Genomic DNA, 19,383 nt, shown 5'->3' on the forward strand with positions numbered 1-19,383 from the left:
TGGGTCAGTCAAGATCCGCCGCCACGTCGCGTCGGTCTGACCAGCGAGCACCAACGCCCGCCGCGCCGGCAGATCCCCATAACCAGCCAACTGAGCAGGCGCGGTAGAAACACCGAGAGCGGTAGCGGCGGACAGGGTGAGCTGCACCGTGACCTTCGCGTGTTCGAAATCCTTACCCGCCAACAAATCCAACGCCACATCCGCCCGCAACTGATCAAGCGTGCGGTCGCCCGCGGCGCCGGTCTCCTTCAGACGATGAGCGATCGCGTTCACCCGCTCATCAGCGAGATGAACACGATCAGCCGGNCACCCGCTGCTCATGCCGCCGCAAAATCGCCGCCGCATCAATGCGGCGGATCACCCTACCCAACAACCGATTCAACGACGCGGGTGCGAGATCCTCAACCTGAGGGACCACCTCCGCCTCGACAATGGCCGCGTCCTGATCAGACAGGACCGCGACCGCCTCCGCGACCCTGCCCGCCCGGTAACTATCGAACCGACCCTGCTTCACCGCCTCCAACGTCAACGGAAGACGAGTAACCAAGGTCACCGCCAGATCCAGCCGGCGTTGCGCGGCACGAAACGACATCCCCAACAACGCCGCCACCTCCAACGCAGCAAACCTCTCATCCGCGTTCGCGGCGAAGACAGCCAAGTGCTCCAAGGCGTGGCCCTCGGCCTGCCACGCCACCCGCTGCATTCCAAACGCCTTCGCCAGAGGCACCGCTTGCGCGACATCCCCTGGTGGCACCTCGAAGACAGGAGTGAACATGTGTTCGACTCTACCCTCGACCCGAACACTTGTCCTTGCCACAAAAGGGAATCACCTGATCGAGAACACCGTGACAGGACGTAAGGAAAGTCGCCCCGCTACGCGACCGGATCACCAGCGCCACCAACGCTGGGCGCTCGCTCAGTGGCCCCTGGTCGCATAACGGCGGCGGCCGATGGTGGCCACCACGGTCAGCGGCACGGCCACCACCAGCGTGCTCACGAACATCGGCTGGAAGCTGCCGGCGTCGACCAGCGGGCCGAACACCGCGGCACCGACCGCGCTGCCGGTGAACAACATGGTCGCGAACAACGACACCGCGGTGGCCCGCGACTCCGGCGCCATGTCGGTGGCCCAGGTCTGCAGCGTCGAGTGCATGAACGCCCAGCCGGCACCGAGCAGCACCGTGCCCGCCACCACCGGCGCGGCCGCGTGCGAGATCGTGAGCACCACGTAGGCCAGCACCGCGAGCGAGCCGCCGACCAGGATCAGCCACGCGGGCGCCAGCCTGCGTGTAGCCGACTTCACCACCCGCGCGAACACCAGCACCGCCGCGCCGTAGGCCGTGGTCAGCACGCCGGCCAGGGTCACCGACAATCCACTGGCGTGCAGCACCGCGGGGAAGAAGGTCAGCGGGCCGAGCAGCACCAGGCCCTCGGTGAGCGCCAGCGCCAGCACCAACAGCGCCGGCCGGTTCACCAGCACCGCCCGCAGCGAGGCCAGGATCGGCGGGCGATCACCGGTGCGCGCCGGCTCCGGCAGGCCGCGCATCACCACCGCCAGCACCGCCCCGGCCACCGCGGTCAGCGCGAAGGCCACCCGCCAGCTGGCGAAGTCGGCCAGCAGCCCGGCGCCGACGGTGGCCAGCGACATGCCGACCGCGGTGCTGGTCATCAGGTCGGTGAGCGGCGCCTGCCGGACCCGCACCGGCACGGTGTCCCCGATGTACACCAGCGCGCCGGGGATCGCCGCCGCGAAACACGCGCCGGTCAGCCCGCGCGCGACCACCAGCCAGCCGATCCCGGGCACCAGCGCCGAGGCCAGGCCGAACACCGCGGCCGCGGCCAGCGCGAGGCGCATGGTGCGTACCCGGCCGAGCCGGTCGGACACCATGGCCCAGCAGATCTGCGCGATGCCGTAGCACAGGAAGTACGCGGCGGCGGCCTGGCTGACCGCCTCGACCGAGCCGTCCAGCTCGGTGGCGATCACCACCAGCATCGGCGCGATCATCAACCGGTCGAAGGAGCTGGTGAACGCCGCCGCCCGCAACAGCCGCAGGGACCCGCCTGCGCCCTCAGTACTGGTCGACACGCTCCTCCAACTCCACATCGGACCGGGCCGCTCCCAAGGTACCCGCCCAGCGGAGATAGAGATCGTGTTCGACCTCACACAGGTCGAGCACCCGACCGGCCATGAAGTCCACCAGCGCGGCCACGTCGCGCGCCCCGGCGTAGAAGGCCGGGCTGGCCGGCATGATCACCGCGCCCTCGGCGGCCAGCGTCCGTAAGTTGTCCAATGTGGACAGTCGAAGCGGGGTCTCGCGCAGTACCACGACCAGCTTGCGTCGCTCCTTCAGCGTGACGTCGGCGGCCCGCTGCACGAGGTTGTGCGTCACGCCGGTGGCCACCGCGGCCACGGTGGCCGTGGTCGCCGGCGCGATGATCATCCCTTTGGTCCGGTACGAGCCGGACGACGGCCCGGCGGCGATGTCCCCGGCCGGCCAGTACCGCAGCGCCGAGACCTCCCGGCCGAGCCACGCCGACAGGTCCGCCTGCCAGTGCCGGTCGCGCACCGCCTGGCCGGTCTCGTCGAGCAGCGTCAGCCGCGCCGCCTGGCTGACCATCACGTCGACATCCTCGCCGGCGTCGATCAGCCCGCGCAGGATCGCCGCCGCGTAGGGCGTACCGCTCGCGCCGGTGACGCCGACCAGCCAGGGGCGCCGGGTCATGTCGGTCGCCGCCCGCCGGTCCGCGCGGTGATCCGGTCCGCGCACGCGCTGACCAGCGCGCCGATCCTGGCGGCGTTGTCCTCGTGCAGCTCGGTGAAGAACGCCAACGAGCACACCACCCGCACCACCTCCCCCTTACGGCCGAACACCGGTGCCGCGACCCCGCTCTGGGCCATGTCGTACTGCTGGATGCTGGTGGAGTACCCGCGTTCCCTGGTCACCGCCAACGCGTCGTGCAGCGCGTCCCGGTCCACAATGGTGTGTGGGGTGAACTGCTTGAGCCCCAACCGGTCCACCCACTCGTCGACCGCCGTCCTCGGCTGCCAGGCGTGGTAGGCCTGCATGATCGCCGGCGCGGAGAACGGGAAGCCCTCGCCGACGCCGACGGTCACCCGCACGCCGATCGAGCGCTCGGCCTTCGCGGTCACCACATAGCCGCCGGAGCCGTCCGGCGCGGCGAGGAACACCACGAACCCGAGCCTGCGGGCCAGCTCGTCGATCTCGTGCTGGGCGACGCTGGCGACCATGTCGTCGGTGACGCCGGTCAGCGTGAGCAGCTTGGGCCCCAGCATCCAGCCGGACCGCTCGCCGGTCGAGGTCACCCAGCCGGCGCGTTGCAGCGTGGCCAGGATGTTGTAGCAGGTGCTGCGGTTGAGCCCGAGCTCACTGACGAGATCCTTCGGCGCCACCGGTCGCGGCCACTCGGCCGCGAGGCGCTCCAGGATCCGTACCGCCGACGACACCGCCGGAACATCACCCGCCAAGGTCGTGCCCCCTTTGTCTGTAAGTCACGGCGCGAGCACCTCGGCCCACTTGTGCGCCACCGACTCTAGGTAGTCGGGGTCGCCCGTGGACACCTTGGGGAAGGTCGCCCGCCGGTCGAACGGCCGGCAGGCGTCGATCACCGCCCGGCTGTTGAACGGCGGCGCGCCTTCGACGAGCAACGGGTCGAGCTTGCTGCCCCAGGTGCCGGCGACCACGTCGATGTCGCCCGCCGGGTCGCAGCGGGTGCTCATCGCCCACACCACCTCGTCCAGGTCGGCCGCGTCGATGTCCTCGTCGACCACCACCACGAACCGGTTCATGTACGCCGCGGCCGGCAGTTGCGCGGTGAGGTGGCCGACCTGCCTCGCGTGTCCGGCGTAGCGCGGCTCGATGGACACCGCGATGAACAGCCGCCCGCCGCCCGACTCGTGCGCCCACGCCTTGCGCACCCCGGGCACGCCGGCGTTGACCAGCGCGTCCTCGATCATCGCGGACTTCATCACGGTCCGCATGTAGGAGTAGTCGTGCGGCGGTTTGCCGGGCGGGGCGCCGAGCAGGATGGGGTTGTCGCGGTGGTACATCCGGACGATCTCCATCGCGGGCGCCGGCCGGCGCCTGCCGGAGTAGTACCCGGTCCACTCGCCGAACGGGCCCTCGTCGCGCATCAGGTCGGGGCGCAGCCAGCCCTCGACGACCACCTCGGCCGCGGCCGGGATCGGCAGGCCGGTCTCGCCGGTGAGCACCGGCACCCGCTGGCCGAGGATCGCGCCCGAGTAGGCGAGTTCGGAGATCCCGGTTGGCACCTCGGTGCCGCCGGTGACCAGCAGCACGGGGTGGTGTCCGAAGGAGACGACGACCGGCGCCTTGCCGTGCCGCTCGAACCAGCGCTGGGTGTGCTGGGCGCCGTGTTTGCCGGGCACCGCGTTGATGGTGGCGCTGCGGCCGTCGTCGACGACCTCCATCCGGTAGCAGCCGCCGTTGATGTCGCCGGTCTCCGGGTCGGAGGTGATCACCAGGCACCCGGTGCCGATGTAGCGGCCGCCGTCGCCGGCATGCCAGCGCGGCACCGGTAGGTCGAGCAGGTTGACCTCGGGGCCCTCGATCACGTTGTCCAGCAACGGGGATCGGGTGACCACCTCGGGCGGGAAGTCGGCCGCGCCGGCCGCCCAGCGCGACGGCCGGCCGCGTAGGGCGGCGACCAGGCCGGCGTCGTCGAGGTCGTCGCCGAGACCGAGGGTGTGCCCGAGGCGGCGCGCGGAGCCGGTGCTGCCGGTGAGCACCCGGCCGGTCGGGTAGCCGTCGATCTCGCTGAAGAGCATGGCTTTCGGGTTGGGCCGTTGGTAGCTCAGCTCGGCGATCGCGCCCAGTTCGGTGTCCCAGTGCGCGCCGCGCACCTCGCGCAGCTCACCGAAACCGTCCACAGTGTCCAGCCAGGTACGCAGGCTGGCCTTCGGTTCGGTCATCGAGCCGCTCCCGCCAGGTGGCCGGCGACCAGGTCCAGTGCGCCGGGGGCCTCGAGGAGGCCGAAGTGCCGGGCGTTCGCGAGGACCTCGAGCCGGGCACCGGGAATGCCGTCGGCCAACGTCCGCGCCATCGCCGGCGGGGTGGCGTAGTCGTGCTCGCCGACCACCACGAGGGTCCGCGCGGTGATCGAGCCGAGCAGCGCCCGGCCGTCGAAGGCGCCGAGTGCGCGGCAGGCCTGGGCGTGCGCGCGGGAGTCGGTGGCTAGGAACAACTCCGACATCCGGCCGACCTCCGCGGGCGCGCGCAGGGCGAACTCCGGGGAGAACCAGCGGTCCACCTGGAACGCCAGCTGCTGTGCGCGTGGTTTGCCGGTGGCGTTGGCCGCGCGCTCGGCCCACGCGCTTTCCTTGTCCTGGCCGTAGTCCGCGGTCGTGTCGGCGAGTACCAGCCGGTGCACCAGGTCCGGGCGGGTGCCGGCCAGGGCGATGGCCACGCAGCCGCCCATCGACATGCCGGCCACCGCGACCGGGCCGTCGTCGAGGCGCTCGATCAGCTCGACGACGTCGCCTGCCAGGTCGCCAACGGTGAACGGTTCACCGTCCCAGGTGGACTTCCCATGGCCACGGGCGTCCACGGCCACCACGTTGACGTCGGGTTCGAGCCGCTCGGTGAGCGGGCGCCACAGCTCACCCGACATGGCCAGCGGATGCAGCAGCAGGACCGTGCTCATTTCGGCGACCTCCGTTCGGCGGCGGTGGCCACCGCCCGGCGGATCTCCGGGTAGGTGCCGCACCGGCAGATGTTGCCCTCCAGGTGGTCGGTGATGTCCTGTTCGGACGGTCGAGGGTTCTCCGCGAGCAGCTCGGTGGACATCAGCACGAACCCGGGAATGCAGTAGCCGCACTGCGCCGCGCCGCACTCGACGAACGAGGACACCACGTCGTCGTTCTCGTCGAGGCCCTCGGTGGTGGTGATCTGCGCACCGTCGTAGCGCCGGGCCAGCGCCAGGCAGCTGGACACGCTCGTGCCGCCGACCAGCACGGTGCACGCGCCACACGCGCCGACCCCGCAGCCCTCGCGGACGCTGGTCGTGCCGACCTGCTCGCGCAACGCGTCGAGCAGCAGGGTGTCGTCCTCGGCGACCACCCGGTGGTCGACGCCGTTGACGTTCAGTCTGATCCGGACGGTCAAGGCTTCTCCTCCAGCGCGGTGACGATCGACTCCGGGGTCAGCGGCAGGGTCGTCATGCGGACCCCGACCGCGTCCCGGACGGCGTTGGCGATGGCCGGGGCGATGCCCAGGATGCCGGTCTCGCCGACGCCCTTCGCGCCGAACGGACCGTCGTCGTGCGGGCTCTCCACGATGATCGGGGTCAGCTTGTCCGGCAGGTCCCTGATCGACGGCAGCTGGTAGTCGAGCAGGGTGCCGTTGATCAGCTGGCCCTGGTCGAGCACGAGCTGGTCGAACAGCGCGTGCCCGATGCCCATGATCGCCGCGCCGGACAGCTGTTGTTCCACCAGCGCCGGGTTGATCGCCCGGCCGACGTCGCCGGCGACCGCGAGGTGTTCGATGTGGACTCTGCCGGTGGCGGTGTCCACGGTGAGCTGGACGCCGACCGCGCCGGCGAACCAGTGCTCGGTGACCTTCGCCGACCGCCCGGTCTCCTTGTCATACGGCGACCAGGTGGTGGTGAAGTTGGCCTCGGCGGTCAGCGTCGCGCCACGCGCGCCGAAGTGGCCGTGCACCAGCTCGGCCACGCCGACCAGCTGGTCGCCGGCGCGCAGGCCGTCGACCGTCAGCTCCACTGTGGACGCCTCGACCCCGAAACGCTCGGCCGCGAGGCCGATCAGCTTGTCCCGCATGGCCTCGGCGACCCGACGGACCGCGTTGCCGGTGTGGTAGGTGGATCGGCTGCCGGCGGTGATCGTGTCGTAGGGGGTGGCGTCGGTGTCCGCGCGCACCACGTGCACCCGCTCGGAGTTCATCGCCAGCACGTCGGCGGCGATCTGCGCCATGATCGTGTCGCTGCCCTGTCCCATGTCGACGGTGCTGATCAGCAGCGTGGCCGACGCGTCCTGGTTGAACTGCAGCACGGCGTTGGAGATCGTCGGGGTCAGCACGGCCTTCACCCCGACCGCGACCCCGCGCCCGCGCCGCAGCCGCCCGCTCTCCCGCTCGACCGGGTCGAACCAGCCGATGGCGTTGGCCACCGCGTCCAGGCAGCCGACGAAGTCCGCGCTGTGCATCCGGGTGCCCATCGGCGCCTCGTCGCCCTCGCGCAGCAGGTGCCGGCGGCGGAACGCGTACGGGTCCTCGCCGAGCTGGTGGGCCAGCTCGTCGATCAGCGACTCGTGCGACCAGGTCACCTGGGGCACACCGAACCCGCGGAACGGCCCGGCGGATGGCTTGTTGGTGTACACGCACCGGGACCGCACATTGGCGTTCGCGATCCGGTAGGGCCCTGGCGCGACCATGCCGGACTTCGCGGTGATCCGCGGGCCGACGTCGGCGTAGGCGCCGGTGTCGTAGCGCACGTCGGCGATGGCCGAGACCAGGTTGCCCTCGGCGTCGGCGGTAAGACTCGAGGTGACCCCGGCGCCGTGCCTGGTGGTCAGCAGGAACGCCTCCTCGCGGGAGGCCACCAGCCGCACCCGGCGCCCGGTGGTCCAGGCCAGCGCGGCGGCCAGCGGCTCCAGCCGGTCGTACATCTTCGCGCCGAAGCTGCCACCGAGCGGCCGGGTGGTCACCCGGACCCTGGACAGCGGCAGGTCGAGCAGGTCGGCGATCGTCTGCCGCACATAGGAGGGTGTCTGCGTGGTGGACAGCATCTCCAACCGTCCACTGTCGACCCACGCGATCGTGCACGGCAGCTCGATCGGCACGTGGTGGGTCGGCGGCGCCCAGAACTCGCCGGTCACGGTGTGCGCGCCGGACTCCCTGGCGGCGTCGGCGTCCCCGTGGCGCAACGTGTAGGTGTAGTTGACGTTGGTGTCGCGCACCCCGCGCAGGTGCCGCAGGTCGCCGAACACCGACGACGGCCGCAGCTCGTCGTGCACGTAGGCCGAGCCGGTGAGCGCGTCGGCCAGGTCGTAGATCGGCGGCAGTTCCTCGTACTCGACCCACACCGCGTCGGTGGCCGCGCGCGCGGTGGCCAGGTCGGCGGCGAGCACCGCGGCCACCGGTTCCCCGACATAGCGCACCTTCTCGTGCGCCAGCGCGGGCTGGTCAGCGAACGCCGGCCCGGTCAGCAGCCGGTCGCCGAAGTGCTTGTACAGGTCGGCGCCGGTCAGTACCGAGTAGACACCGGGCATGGCGAGCGCGTCCTCGGTGTGCACCGCGCCGATCAGCGCGTGCGGCTGGGTACTGCGATGCACCGCGACGTGCGCGGCCGCGCCGACCGGCTGGTCGCCGACGTGCGCGATCAGCCCGCGCACCCGGCCGACGGTGTCGAACCGCGCCCGGCGACCGCCGACCCACCCCTGCTCAAGCATGCTGAAGGTCCTTCCACGCGCCACGAACCGCGTCCTCGACGGTCACCCTGGCCAGCCTGCGCTTGTAGGCCACCCCACCGCGCACGTCCGGGATCGGGTCCAGCTCCGGCTCGATCGCCGCCAGCGCCGCGTCCACCGCACCCTGGTCGTCGAGCCCGGCGACGTCGACCGGCACGTACCTCGGTGTCGGCGCGACCGCGCCGAGTCCGATGTGGATGGTCGAGCCGGTCACCAGCACCGCGGCCGACGCGCACGGCCAGTCGTTCTCCCCCAACGAGGAGTTCTTGACGAACCGGCCGGCACCGGCCGGCTGGGCGGGCACCCGGATCCCGGACACCAGCTCGTCTGGTTCGAGCGCGGTCTGCTGGAAGTCGACGAAGAACTCCCGGATCGGGATCTTTCTGGTCCCCCGCACGGAGGTCGCCAGCACGGTCGCGGCCAGCACCAGCAGCGCGGGCGGTGGGTCGAGCCGGTAGTCGCCGTGGGCGAGGTTGCCGCCGGCGCTCGCGGTGTTGCGCACCCTCGGGTTGGCGACCTGGTGGTAGGCCGCCGCGGCCAGCGGCGCGGTGGCGCGGACCGTCTGGTCGGTCTCCATCCGCCGCACGGTCACCATCGGCCCGACCAGCAGCCCGTCGGCGTCGGCGGTGATGTCGGCCAGTCCGGGGATCTCGGCCAGGTCGACGAAGTTGTCCGCGAACAGGATGCCCTGTTTGATCAGGATCTGGATGGCGGTGCCGCCACCGTAGACCATCGGGTTGTCCAGTGTGGACAGCAGGCCGGCGGCCTCGTCGAGGCTCGCCGGCCGGTGCAGGGTCGGCATCAGCGCCCCCGGCGCAGCACGGCGGTCAGCAACGCCACGACCGAGACGATGACCGCGGCGAGCGCGAGCCCTCTGGTGGTCGGGTCGGCGACCACGACGGCGTCCGTGCCGCGCGTCGGGGCCGCCGGGCTGGTGGTGGCGGCGGCCGGCACTGCGGGGCGGGCCTTCTTCGTCGCCGGCAGCTTCTCCGCCGGGGCGCCGCAGGCGATGGCCAGCGACCTGGCGAACTCCAGCTCCACCTCGCGGCTGCGCCGGCGGATGATCGGCTCGCCGAGGCGGCCGAGCTTGCCCCACAGGGCCATGTCCATCTCGTAGCCGATGACCGAGTCCTCGCCGTCCGGCCGGACCGCGAGCCGCGCGTCGATCTTGATCGAGCTGCCGAGCCTGCGGTCCTCGCCCCGGAGCACGGCGGTGACCTCCTTGGTCGCCGTGTCCTCGCTGATCGTCTGGATCGCGGCGGAGAACCCCGCGGCGAAGCGCACATGCGCGATCTCGTTCACCAGCGTGCCGCGATAGGTCTTCTCATCCACCCGTTCCAGTTCCTCGCAGCCGGGAATGCAGCCGCGCATGGTGTCCGGGTCGAAGAACAGCGAGAAGACCTTGTCGGGTGCCGCCGGCACGGAGAACTCGGACGCAAGTTTCATTGAGACCGCCATATGAGACGTGGAGTCCTGTCAGCGAGACACTAGGAGTGTCGTTTGCTGGTGTCAAGGACGCGCAGACAGGTCGCTACAGGCCTTGACGTCGCCGTTTACCAGAACTTAGCATCCGCCCCACAGGACAACGAGTGTCATATAGAGGACCAGGGAGTACCCCATGGCCATCACCACCCGTCTTCTGGCCGCCGCGGCGGCCGGCCTGATCGCGCTCACCGCGACGGCCTGCGGCGGTCAGGGCACCGCCGAGGACGATGGCGATCCTCGAACGCTGCGCATCGCGCACAACTCCAACGCGGCCGCGCTCCCCGTGCAGGTGGCCATGGCCGAGGGGATCTTCGAGAAGCACGATCTGGACGTCGAGTTCACCAAGGTGGAGAACATCGGCACGCTGCCCGGCACGCTCGGCCGCTCCTTCGACATCGCACTGTCCGTGCCGACGACGGTGATCTCCGCGGCACAGCAGGGCATTCCGGTCACCCAGGTGTCCGGCGCCACCATCGACGTCGAGGACAACCCGACGGGTTTCGTGATCGGCTCGAAGAAGTCCGGCATCACCGACATCAAGCAGCTCGCCGGCCGGACGCTCGGCGTGCTGACCGAGACCGGCACCACGCACGTGGCCACCAAGGCGTGGCTCAAGCAGGAGGGCGTCGACCCGGCCAGCGTGAAGATCGTCCAGGTGGACGGCCCGGCACAGGCCGACCAGCTCGCGGCCGGCCGGGTGGACGCGGTGGAGACCGTGATGCCCTTCGCCACCAGCGTGCTCGCCGACCCGAACGCGGTGAACCTTGGCGACCCCTACCTCAAGCTCGCGCCGGAGCTCTCGGCCATCCTGTGGATCTCCCGCCAGGACTGGGCATCGCAGAACGCCGAGGTGATCGCCGACTTCCGGGCCGCGCTGGACGAGGCGGCGGAGTTCGTCGCCGGCGACGACGCGCGGGCCCGCGCGGTGCTCAAGGACTACACCGGCCTGCCGGACGCGGCGATCAAGGCCGCGGTACTGCCGACCTACACCACCGAGGTGCGCGCCGAGGACCTGGAGATCTGGCTGGACGCGATGCGCGAGGCGGACGGGTTCACCGGGGACGTCGACCTGGACGCGCTCGTCGCGGCGCAGAGCTGACATGACGTCGGTGTGGGACGAGTTCGTCCCGGCCGGAGAGCTGGACCGGTTGCGCGCCAACGGGTTCGGCGGCCCGGTCGAGCTCGGTGAGCGGCCGTGCCTGCTGGTGGTCGACGTGACGCTGTCGTTCATCGACACCGCCTACCCGACCGGGTGCGGGCAGATGGGCTGGGATCGCCTGCCGGCGATCGTGTCGTTGCTGGAAACAGCGCGGGCGAACGGGATTCCCCGGGTACTCACCGCGGGCTCGCCGCTGGACGCGGTGTTCGTCGGCGGCGCGGTGAAGCTCAGCCAGGACCCGGACACCGCCCGGCTGGTGCACGACGCACCGTTCCCGCCGGAGCTGACCCCGCGCGCCGACGAGTACGTGGTGCACAAGGCCAAGGCGAGCGCGTTCTTCGGCACCCCGCTGCTGACCTACCTGACCGCCAACCGGATCGACTCGCTGATCGTGGCCGGGACCACCACCTCCGGCTGTGTGCGGGCCACCGTCGTGGACGCGGCCTCCCACGGCTACCGGGTACTGGTCGCCGAGGACGCCTGCTTCGACCGGTCGGCGTTCGCGCACGCCGCGAACCTGTTCGACATCGAGCTCAAGTACGGGTCCGTTGTGGACACCCGCCGGGCGACCGAACTGATGGGAACCTGATGACTCCGACGATCCAGTGCACTGATCTCTCGGTCACGCTGCCCGGTGCCTCCGGTGCGGTGGACATCCTGCGCGGGGTGAGCCTGGCGGTCGACAGGGCCGAGTTCGTGTCGATCCTCGGCACCTCCGGCTCCGGCAAGACCACGCTGCTGCGGGTGCTCGGCGGGCTGCTCACGGCCACCGGCGGCGAGGTTCGCTGCGACGACACGGTGATCGACGGCCCGCCGGCCGGCGTGGTGACCGTGTTCCAGGACTACGCGCACTCGCTGCTGCCGTGGCGGACCGTGCGGCGCAACGTCGCGCTGGGCATCGAGGCCACGCTCGCGAAGTCCGAACGCGACGATCGGGTGGACGAGGCGCTGACCATGGTCGGCCTGCTCGAACGCGCCGACGAGTACCCGTGGCGGCTGTCGGGCGGTATGCAGCAGCGGGTGCAGATCGCCAGGGCGCTGGCCACCCGGCCAAGGGTGCTGCTGATGGACGAGCCGTTCGGCGCGCTGGACGCGATGACCAAGGCGTCGCTGCAGGACCAGCTCCAGCAGGTGCAGGAGCTGACCGGGACCACGATCGTGTTCGTCACCCACGATGTCGAGGAGGCGGTGTACCTGTCCGACCGGCTGGTGGTGCTGGCTGGCAGCCCGGCGAACATCGGGCTGTCGTTGGACATCCCGCTGCCCCGGCCGCGACACCAGATCACCACCAAGGAGCGCGCCGACTACCTCGGTCTGCGGCACCGGGTCTACGAGGCGCTCGGGCACACGGTGGGTGAACCGGCCCATGGCTAGCCGGATCAACATCGTTGGCGCGGCGGTGTTCGTGCTGGCGATCGGGTTGTGGGAGCTGCTGGTCCGTACGTCCATTCTGGACTTCGCGTACCTGCCGCCGCCGACCGTGGTCGCCACCGGCCTCGGTGAGCTGTTCTCCTCCGGTGAGCTGGCCGAGGCGCTTGGCCACACGCTGTTCGCCGCGCTGACCGGCTGGGCGCTCGCCGGCCTGGTCGGGGTGGCCGCCGGCTCGGTACTGGGGTTGGTCCGTCCGGTGTGGATGTACTCGATGGCGAGCCTGGAGGCGTTGCGGGCACTGCCGATCGTCGCGTTCGTGCCGGTGGCCGTGCTGCTGTTCGGGTTCTCCGTGCAGACCGAGATCATGGTGGCGTTCTACGCCGCGCTGTGGCCGATCCTGCTGAACACGATCAGCGGCATGCGCACCGAGCCCCGGCTGCTCGAGTCGGGCGCGGTACTGCGGCTGTCCCGCGCGGCCGTGCTGTGGAAGATCCGGCTCCCCGGCGCCACCGCGATGATCGTGGTCGGCCTCCGCCTTGGCCTGTCGGTGTCCCTGGTGCTCACCCTGGTCGCCGAGATGGTCGGCAACCCGGCCGGCTTGGGCTTCCTGCTGGTGGAGAAGGGCCAGGCACTGCAACCGGGCCAGATGTTCGCGGCGGTCTTCGTGATCGGGGTGACCGGCATCGTCCTCAACGGACTCGTCATGGGTGCGGCCAGGTTCGCCTTCCGCGGCCAACTAGCCGCCGCCGGAGAGGTGACAACGTGAGTCACGGGTCAACCCCAGAATCAAAGTCACCCCAGGAACTCCCCAACCGCACCTCAGGGGAACGTGAAGCAACCCAGCCACAAGTACGCCCCCAACCCCCACCCACCACCCCCAACGCAACCAACACAAAGAAGCGCGGGGAGGCGGACCGCCGCGCTGGCACTCCGATTCGTGGTCTGCTGCCGTTGGTCCTGCTGCTGGTGGTCTGGGAGCTGGCCGGCGACCCGACCTCGCCGTACTTCCCGCCGCCGTCCACCTGGATCGACGGCGTACAGCCGCTGATCGACGCCGACAAGCTTCTGCCGGCGATCGGCGAGACGTCCCTGACATTCCTGTTGGGACTGTTCGCCGCCACCGTGCTCGGCGCGGTGGTCGGCACGCTCGTCGGCGCGAGCCGCCCGGTCGACCGGGCGCTGTCCCCCAGCCTGGAGTTCCTGCGCGCGTTGCCGGCGGCCTCGCTGGTGCCGGTGGCCGCGCTGGTGCTCGGCTACACGGCCGAGATGAAGCTGGTCGTGGTGGTGTTGCCGGCGACCTGGCCGATCCTGCTGACCTGCCGCACGGCCAGGCGAACGCTGAGCCCGGTACTGCTGGACACCCCGCGTACCCTCGGACTGTCCACATGGCACCGGATGACCAAGATCCTGACCCCGGCGTTGACCCCCGCGGTGCTGCTCGGCGTGCGGGTCGCGGCGCCGCTGGCGCTGATCATCACCCTCCTGGTGGAGATCGTCACCAGAATCGACGGCCTTGGCGCCGCGCTCGGCGCCGCACAGGCGAACTTCCTGTCCGCACAGGTGTACGGGCTGCTCACGATCGCCGGCGTGTTGGGGTTCCTGGTGAACTGGATCGTCACCCGCGCCGAGACCGCGGTCAGCCGCCGAATGCGAGGGACGGCCTAGATGAGCGAGACCGAGACGGGACAACCGTGGTACCGGTCGCTTGACCGGACGAAGTGGCGGGCGCTGATCGCCGCGAACCTCGGCTGGCTGTTCGACGGGTTCGAGACCTACGCGCTGATCCTCACCGCCGGGGTCGCCCTGCGCCAGCTCCACCCGGAGGCGGTCGCCGACCTGCCGTTCTACATCGGACTGACGATCGCCATGACCCTGCTCGGCTGGGGTTTCGGCGGGATCATCGGCGGCGTGGTCGCCGACTACCTCGGTCGCCGCAAGGTGCTGCTGATCTCGATCACGCTGTACTCGCTGTTCACCGGTCTGTCGGCGTTCGCCTGGAACTGGGAGTCGTTCCTGGTGCTGCGGCTGCTGACCGGGATCACGCTGGGCTCCGAATGGGGCACCGGTACGTCATTGGTGGCCGAGATGTGGCCGGCGCACGCCCGTGCGAAGGCCGCCGGGCTGATGCAGTGCGGCCTCGGGCTCGGCTTCTTCCTCGCGTCGGCGGCCTGGCACTTCATCGCGCCGCTCGGGGAGAACTCGTGGCGGTACATGTTCCTGCTCGGGGTGCTGCCGGCGCTGTTCGCGCTCTGGCTGCGCCGCAGCGTGCCCGAGTCGGACAAGTGGACCAAGGTGGCCGCCCGCCGGGATGCGCTGCGGTCCCAGGCCGAGCTGACCGAGGAGGAACGCACCTACACCAAGTTCACCCTGCGCCAGATCCTGGCCGACCCGAAGCTGCGCAGGCTGACCATCCTCGGCTCGATCATGTCGACGGTGACCACGCTGGCCTGGTGGGGCATCTCGACCTGGGTGCCGGCCTACGTCGGCAGCCGGGCCGCGGCAGAGGGGCACACCGCGGAGAGCTACGCCTCGACCGCCGGCATGATCTACAACGCCGGCGCGATCGCCGGGTACATCGCCCTCGGTTTCGCCGCCGACCGGTTCGGCCGCAAGGCGACGGTGTTCACCTACTTCGCGGCGTCGCTGGTGATGACCCCGGTGCTGTTCCTGTGGACCTCGGACCTGACGCTGGTGTTGTTGCTGTGCGCGGTGAACGGGTTCTTCACCCTCGGCCAGTACACCTGGATGCCGGTGTGGCTGCCGGAGTTCTACCCCACCCATCTGCGCGCCAGCGGCGCGGCGTTCGTGTTCAACGCCGCGCGGTTCATCGCGTTCCTCGGCCCGCTGCTTGCCGGCTCGATCATCGCCGCGCTCGGCGGCTACGGCACCGCGGCCACGGTCGTCGGCCTGGTCTACGTGGTGGGCATGTTCGTGGTCCCGTTCTGCCCGGAGACCCGAGGCAAGCAACTGCCGGACTAGGCCGTGTTTCAGAGCCGTGGCCAGCGGGATGTTGTGTGTGTCGGCCTGTTCGGCCAGCACCGCGCTGGGCCATTCGGCGCAAATCCGCGACAGTGCCGTCATGGGGGCCGATCGGGCCCGTTCCTCCCCCGCAAGGTCGTCACCTGGCGAGAGGAACGGGCGATGATGGCCAACGAGTGCGGAGACCCCGACAGACCGCGTACCCCTGGGCTGCTACCCCCGCACCCCGAGCGCGGAGATCGACCGCCTGCTGACCCGGCCGCGCTACTCGACGCGCTGACCCCGCGACAGCGGGAGATCATCCGACTGCGCGTGGTGGTCGGGCTCTCCGCCCAGGAGACCGCAGAGCGCCTCGGCATGGCGCCGGCCGCCGTGCGCCTGGCGCAACACCGCGCCCTCAACCACCTCCGCGCCGCGGTCGGCCAACTCCCCGGCTGACCGCGGCCCACCGCCGGACGTCGAGCATCGAGTTCGACGTCCGGCGGGTGGGGGTCACTCGCGTTCGCTGATCGCCTCGACCGGGCGGGTGCGCAGCGCGACCCTGGTCGGGATGCCGACCGCGAGCAGGCCGAGCAGCGCGGTGGTGCCGATGACGGCCAGGTAGATCAGCGGCGGCGCGGACGGGACCGGCGACTCGGTGAGGCCGATGCTCACCCCGATCAGTGGCGGCACGGCCGTCACCGTGCCGACCACCACGGCGATCGCGACCACCAGCAGCGCCTCGATCCGCATCATCCGCACCACCTGGGTCCGCTTCGTGCCGACCAGCCGCAGCAGCGCGAACTCCCGTCCCCTGGCCGCGGTCGCCATCACCAGCGTGTTCACCACGGCGATCGCCAGGTAGCCGAGGATCACGAACAGCGCGATCAGGTTCGTCCACGACTCGGTGGCCCGTTGATCCTCACCGGCGGCCGCCAGTTCCTCGCGGTCCACCACGCTCACCCCGGGAAAGGGGCCGATCGACAGCGGCGCGTCCGAGCTCACCAGCAGGGAGTGGTCCAGCCGCGAGGTCGTGTGCTCGGCCAACAGGTCGTGCGGCAGCGTCACCTCACCGAAGCCGAGGCCCCGGCCGTAGGTCGCCACCACCTCCGCGCGCAGCGCGGCACCGTCCCCCAACCGCATGTCCACTGTGGAGCCGACGTCGACGCCGAGGGTCTCGGCCGCGTTCTCGCTCAACGCGACGGTGTCGCCGGTCAGCCGGTTGAGGTCCCCCGAGCGCGGATCGAGGTCCAGGGTCTTCGCCAACCCCTCCGGCGAGATCCCCTGCGCGGCGAAGGAGCTGACCTCCTGCCCGTTGGGCACGAACACCTGGCTGCGCACCACCGGGGTGACCGCGTCGACCCCGTCTGCCGCCCGCACCACCCCGGTCACCGCGGGCGCCACGCCCGACGGCCCGGTCACCACGTAGTCCGCGACCACCCCGGAGTCGGCCTGTTCGGCCGCCGCGGCCGCGATCGTGGTCTGGGTGAAGATCTGCACCGACGCCATGGTGATCGCCAGCACCAGCGGCGCGACCACGCCGGCCAGCCGCCGGGTGTTGGTCGCCACGCTCGCGGTCGCCAGGTGCCCGCCGACCGGCGACATCGAGCGCAGCAGCGGCCCGGCCACGCGCACCGCCACGGCGATCACCGCCGGCCCGCACAGCAGGATCGCGATCACGCCGAACAACGCGGAGCTCGCCGCGCCGGCGACCGCGATCTCGCCCGGCAGGAACAGCGGCAGCACCGAGCCACCGAGCCACAGCACCGCACACACCCACGCCGCGATCACCCGCCACCTCGGCAGGCCCGCCGGCTCGACGGCCACCTCGCGCAGCGCCGACACCGGGTCGATCCTGGCTGCCCGGCGCGCGGCGAACCAGCCGGCAAGGCGCGCGGTGCCGACCATCAGCACAATCGCGGCCACCGCGGGGAACGGGCTGAGCGCGAGCCCGAAGTCGGCCGGCAGCAACCCGATCTCGGCGAACGCCGAGCGCAGCAGGAACGCCACCCCGATCCCCGGCCCGGCGCCGAGCACCGAGGCGATCCCGGCCACCCACAGGATCTCCGCGCCGAGCATGCGGTGGATCTGGCGTGGGGTGGCGGCCACCGCCCGCAGCAGCGCGAGCTCCCGCTGCCGCTGCTGGATCGCGAGCCCGAGGGTGCCGGCCACCACCAGCATCGCGATCATCAGCGCGCTGCCGGCGAACGCCAGCGTCAGCACGACCAGCTGCGAGCGAACCGCGCCGACGTCGAGGAACTCGACGTCTCCCCGGTCGTCCTCGACGTAGGTCAGCACGTCCAACTCGGGCAGTGCGGCGGTGATCCGCGCGGCCAGCTCCTCCGGGTCCACAGTGGACATAACGCCGATCACGTCGACCTGGTCCGGGCGCCCGGACAGCTCGCGCGCCCGCTCGTCGGTGAAGAACAGCGCCGGCTGCCTTCCGGTGTCCACACCAGACGGTGGGTCCGCGATGCCGGCCACGACGTAGTTCGTCGGCAGGCCGCCGATGGCCACCGGCAACGAGTCCCCGACACTCAGACCGGCCTGCTCGGCCAACGTGCGGTCGACGACCACCTCGGTGGCCGAGTCCGGCGCCGCCCCGTCACCGACCGACAGCGGGGTCAGTGCCGAGGAGCTCCAGCCGAACCCCCGCGCGCCGGGCACGTTCTCCACGGTGAGCGACACCGAGGTCTCGCCGATCGCCCGGTCCACCCCCGGCACGTCGGCGACCATGGCCACCGCGTCGGCGGGTAGCGGCACCCGTTCGGCGAAGGGCAGGTCGAGGTCCTCCACGACCGGCAACGCCTGCTGCCCGCCGACCACGACCGGTGCCCCGACATAGCGCTGCGGCGCGACCCCGGACCGCAACCCCGACTCGAACAGCACGCCGAGCGCGGTGAGCAGGGTCGAGGCGCACAGCACCGCGACGAACACCGCGACGAAACTGCCTACCCGGTACCGGATGGCCGCCAGCGTCAGCTCCCTCACCGCTCCCCCAACCCAGTCAGCAGCGCCGAGAAACCCGACACCGCAACGAACCGGACAGCCGAAGGCGTCAACTCAACCGCGCCGACACGCACAGCACCGCGACTCCCCATGCGGTGCCGGACAGCCGAAGGCGTCAACTCAACCGCATCGACACGCACAGCACCGCGACTCCCCATGCGATCCCCGACGGCCGTCAGCCTCAGCTTCCTCACCACTCCCCCAGCCCGGTCATGCGCTCGGCGACCGCCGCCGCGGTCGGCGCCTCGAGCGACCCGGCGAGCTGGCCGTCGGCGAGGAACACCACGCGGTCGGCGAAGGACGCGGCCGCCGGATCGTGGGTCACCATCAACACGGTCTGCCCGGTGCTGCGCACGACCGTACGCAGCAGCTCGAGCACCTGCCGGCCGGTCCTGGTGTCCAGCGCGCCGGTCGGCTCGTCGGCGAACACCACGTCCGGGCGGGTGATCAGTGCCCGCGCGATCGCCACCCGCTGCTGCTGGCCGCCGGACAGCTCGGCCGGCCGGTGGGCCAGCCGGTCGGCCAGGCCCACGGTGGTCACCACGTGCTCCAGCCAGCCTGGCTCGGGTGTCCCGGCGCCGAGCAGCAGCGGCAGCTCGATGTTCTGCCGCACGGTCAGCGACGGAACCAGGTTGTAGGCCTGGAACACGAACCCGACCCGGGAGCGGCGGACCTCGGTCAGCTCCCGCTCCCGCATCCCGGTCAGGTCGAGGTCGCCGAGGCGCACCACCCCCGAGGTCGGCCGGTCAAGGCCGGCCGCACAGTGCAGGAACGTGCTCTTGCCGGAGCCCGACGGGCCCATGATCGCGGTGAACGTCCCCCGGGACAGCGAGATGGTGACCCCACCGAGCGCGGTGACCGCGCCGGGACCCGCTCCGTACACTTTGGCCACGTCGGTCAGGGAGACCGCGGCCGTCGTCGTCATGGTCATGGGCAAACC

18 protein-coding genes and 2 pseudogenes are annotated in these 19,383 nt (G+C 71.1%); 7 read left to right on the top strand and 13 right to left on the bottom strand.

Annotated features, from left to right (window positions below):
• The 11 genes and pseudogenes from ACYVIP_RS30520 to ACYVIP_RS30570 form a co-directional block, all read right to left on the bottom strand.
• Positions 1 to 273: pseudogene (locus ACYVIP_RS30520) on the bottom strand (HNH endonuclease); the annotation flags it as partial.
• A 25-nt stretch (positions 274 to 298) separates the two neighbouring features.
• The gene (locus ACYVIP_RS30525) at positions 299 to 775 is read right to left on the bottom strand and encodes a DUF222 domain-containing protein (RefSeq protein WP_460402569.1); all 477 of its coding nucleotides are present in this window, start codon (positions 773 to 775) and stop codon (positions 299 to 301) included.
• Positions 776 to 916: 141 nt separating this feature from the next.
• The gene (locus ACYVIP_RS30530) at positions 917 to 2,086 is read right to left on the bottom strand and encodes an MFS transporter (RefSeq protein WP_460402571.1); all 1,170 of its coding nucleotides are present in this window, start codon (positions 2,084 to 2,086) and stop codon (positions 917 to 919) included.
• The gene (locus ACYVIP_RS30535; RefSeq protein ID WP_460402573.1) at positions 2,070 to 2,723 is read right to left on the bottom strand and encodes a UbiX family flavin prenyltransferase; all 654 of its coding nucleotides are present in this window, start codon (positions 2,721 to 2,723) and stop codon (positions 2,070 to 2,072) included. Before ACYVIP_RS30535 ends, ACYVIP_RS30530 begins: the two co-directional genes overlap by 17 nt.
• Positions 2,720 to 3,487, bottom strand: a complete 768-nt coding sequence (locus tag ACYVIP_RS30540; protein ID WP_460402575.1) for an IclR family transcriptional regulator — start codon at positions 3,485 to 3,487, stop codon at positions 2,720 to 2,722. Before ACYVIP_RS30540 ends, ACYVIP_RS30535 begins: the two co-directional genes overlap by 4 nt.
• Before the next feature lie 24 nt (positions 3,488 to 3,511).
• Positions 3,512 to 4,951 carry a UbiD family decarboxylase gene (locus ACYVIP_RS30545; protein ID WP_460402577.1) on the bottom strand — a complete coding sequence of 480 codons (1,440 nt, stop codon included), beginning with the start codon at positions 4,949 to 4,951 and terminating at the stop codon, positions 3,512 to 3,514.
• On the bottom strand, positions 4,948 to 5,682 hold the full coding sequence (locus tag ACYVIP_RS30550; RefSeq protein ID WP_460402579.1) for an alpha/beta fold hydrolase: 735 nt from the start codon (positions 5,680 to 5,682) through the stop codon (positions 4,948 to 4,950). The genes ACYVIP_RS30545 and ACYVIP_RS30550 overlap by 4 nt, the downstream gene beginning before the upstream one ends.
• A complete protein-coding gene (locus ACYVIP_RS30555; RefSeq protein ID WP_460402581.1) occupies positions 5,679 to 6,143 on the bottom strand; it encodes a (2Fe-2S)-binding protein in 465 nt (154 codons plus the stop codon). Before ACYVIP_RS30555 ends, ACYVIP_RS30550 begins: the two co-directional genes overlap by 4 nt.
• On the bottom strand, positions 6,140 to 8,443 hold the full coding sequence (locus ACYVIP_RS30560; protein ID WP_460402583.1) for a xanthine dehydrogenase family protein molybdopterin-binding subunit: 2,304 nt from the start codon (positions 8,441 to 8,443) through the stop codon (positions 6,140 to 6,142). Before ACYVIP_RS30560 ends, ACYVIP_RS30555 begins: the two co-directional genes overlap by 4 nt.
• Positions 8,436 to 9,263, bottom strand: a complete 828-nt coding sequence (locus ACYVIP_RS30565) for an FAD binding domain-containing protein (RefSeq protein WP_460402585.1) — start codon at positions 9,261 to 9,263, stop codon at positions 8,436 to 8,438. Before ACYVIP_RS30565 ends, ACYVIP_RS30560 begins: the two co-directional genes overlap by 8 nt.
• The gene (locus ACYVIP_RS30570; protein ID WP_460402587.1) at positions 9,263 to 9,907 is read right to left on the bottom strand and encodes a CoxG family protein; all 645 of its coding nucleotides are present in this window, start codon (positions 9,905 to 9,907) and stop codon (positions 9,263 to 9,265) included. The genes ACYVIP_RS30565 and ACYVIP_RS30570 overlap by 1 nt, the downstream gene beginning before the upstream one ends.
• A gap of 172 nt (positions 9,908 to 10,079) precedes the next feature.
• On the opposite strand from ACYVIP_RS30570, the gene ACYVIP_RS30575 reads away from it, so the two are divergent.
• The 7 genes and pseudogenes from ACYVIP_RS30575 to ACYVIP_RS30605 form a co-directional block, all read left to right on the top strand.
• Complete coding sequence (locus ACYVIP_RS30575; protein ID WP_460402589.1) at positions 10,080 to 11,045, top strand: ABC transporter substrate-binding protein; 966 nt, start codon at positions 10,080 to 10,082, stop codon at positions 11,043 to 11,045.
• Between the two features lies 1 nt (position 11,046).
• The gene (locus ACYVIP_RS30580) at positions 11,047 to 11,694 is read left to right on the top strand and encodes an isochorismatase family protein (RefSeq protein ID WP_460402591.1); all 648 of its coding nucleotides are present in this window, start codon (positions 11,047 to 11,049) and stop codon (positions 11,692 to 11,694) included.
• A complete protein-coding gene (locus ACYVIP_RS30585; RefSeq protein WP_460402593.1) occupies positions 11,694 to 12,479 on the top strand; it encodes an ABC transporter ATP-binding protein in 786 nt (261 codons plus the stop codon). Before ACYVIP_RS30580 ends, ACYVIP_RS30585 begins: the two co-directional genes overlap by 1 nt.
• Positions 12,472 to 13,242 carry an ABC transporter permease gene (locus tag ACYVIP_RS30590; protein ID WP_460402595.1) on the top strand — a complete coding sequence of 257 codons (771 nt, stop codon included), beginning with the start codon at positions 12,472 to 12,474 and terminating at the stop codon, positions 13,240 to 13,242. The genes ACYVIP_RS30585 and ACYVIP_RS30590 overlap by 8 nt, the downstream gene beginning before the upstream one ends.
• A gap of 185 nt (positions 13,243 to 13,427) precedes the next feature.
• A complete protein-coding gene (locus tag ACYVIP_RS30595) occupies positions 13,428 to 14,141 on the top strand; it encodes an ABC transporter permease (RefSeq protein WP_460402597.1) in 714 nt (237 codons plus the stop codon).
• A complete protein-coding gene (locus tag ACYVIP_RS30600; protein ID WP_460402599.1) occupies positions 14,142 to 15,455 on the top strand; it encodes an MFS transporter in 1,314 nt (437 codons plus the stop codon).
• Between the two features lie 264 nt (positions 15,456 to 15,719).
• A pseudogene (locus ACYVIP_RS30605) lies at positions 15,720 to 15,893 on the top strand (sigma factor-like helix-turn-helix DNA-binding protein); the annotation flags it as partial.
• Positions 15,894 to 15,947: 54 nt separating this feature from the next.
• On the opposite strand, the gene ACYVIP_RS30610 reads toward ACYVIP_RS30605, so the two are convergent.
• Positions 15,948 to 18,425, bottom strand: a complete 2,478-nt coding sequence (locus tag ACYVIP_RS30610; protein ID WP_460402601.1) for an ABC transporter permease — start codon at positions 18,423 to 18,425, stop codon at positions 15,948 to 15,950.
• A 208-nt stretch (positions 18,426 to 18,633) separates the two neighbouring features.
• Entirely contained in the window at positions 18,634 to 19,374 is a 741-nt protein-coding gene (locus ACYVIP_RS30615) for an ABC transporter ATP-binding protein (RefSeq protein ID WP_460402603.1), read from the bottom strand.
• Between the last annotated feature and the right edge of the window lie 9 nt (positions 19,375 to 19,383).

It is taken from the genome of Actinophytocola sediminis (genome assembly GCF_054779715.1).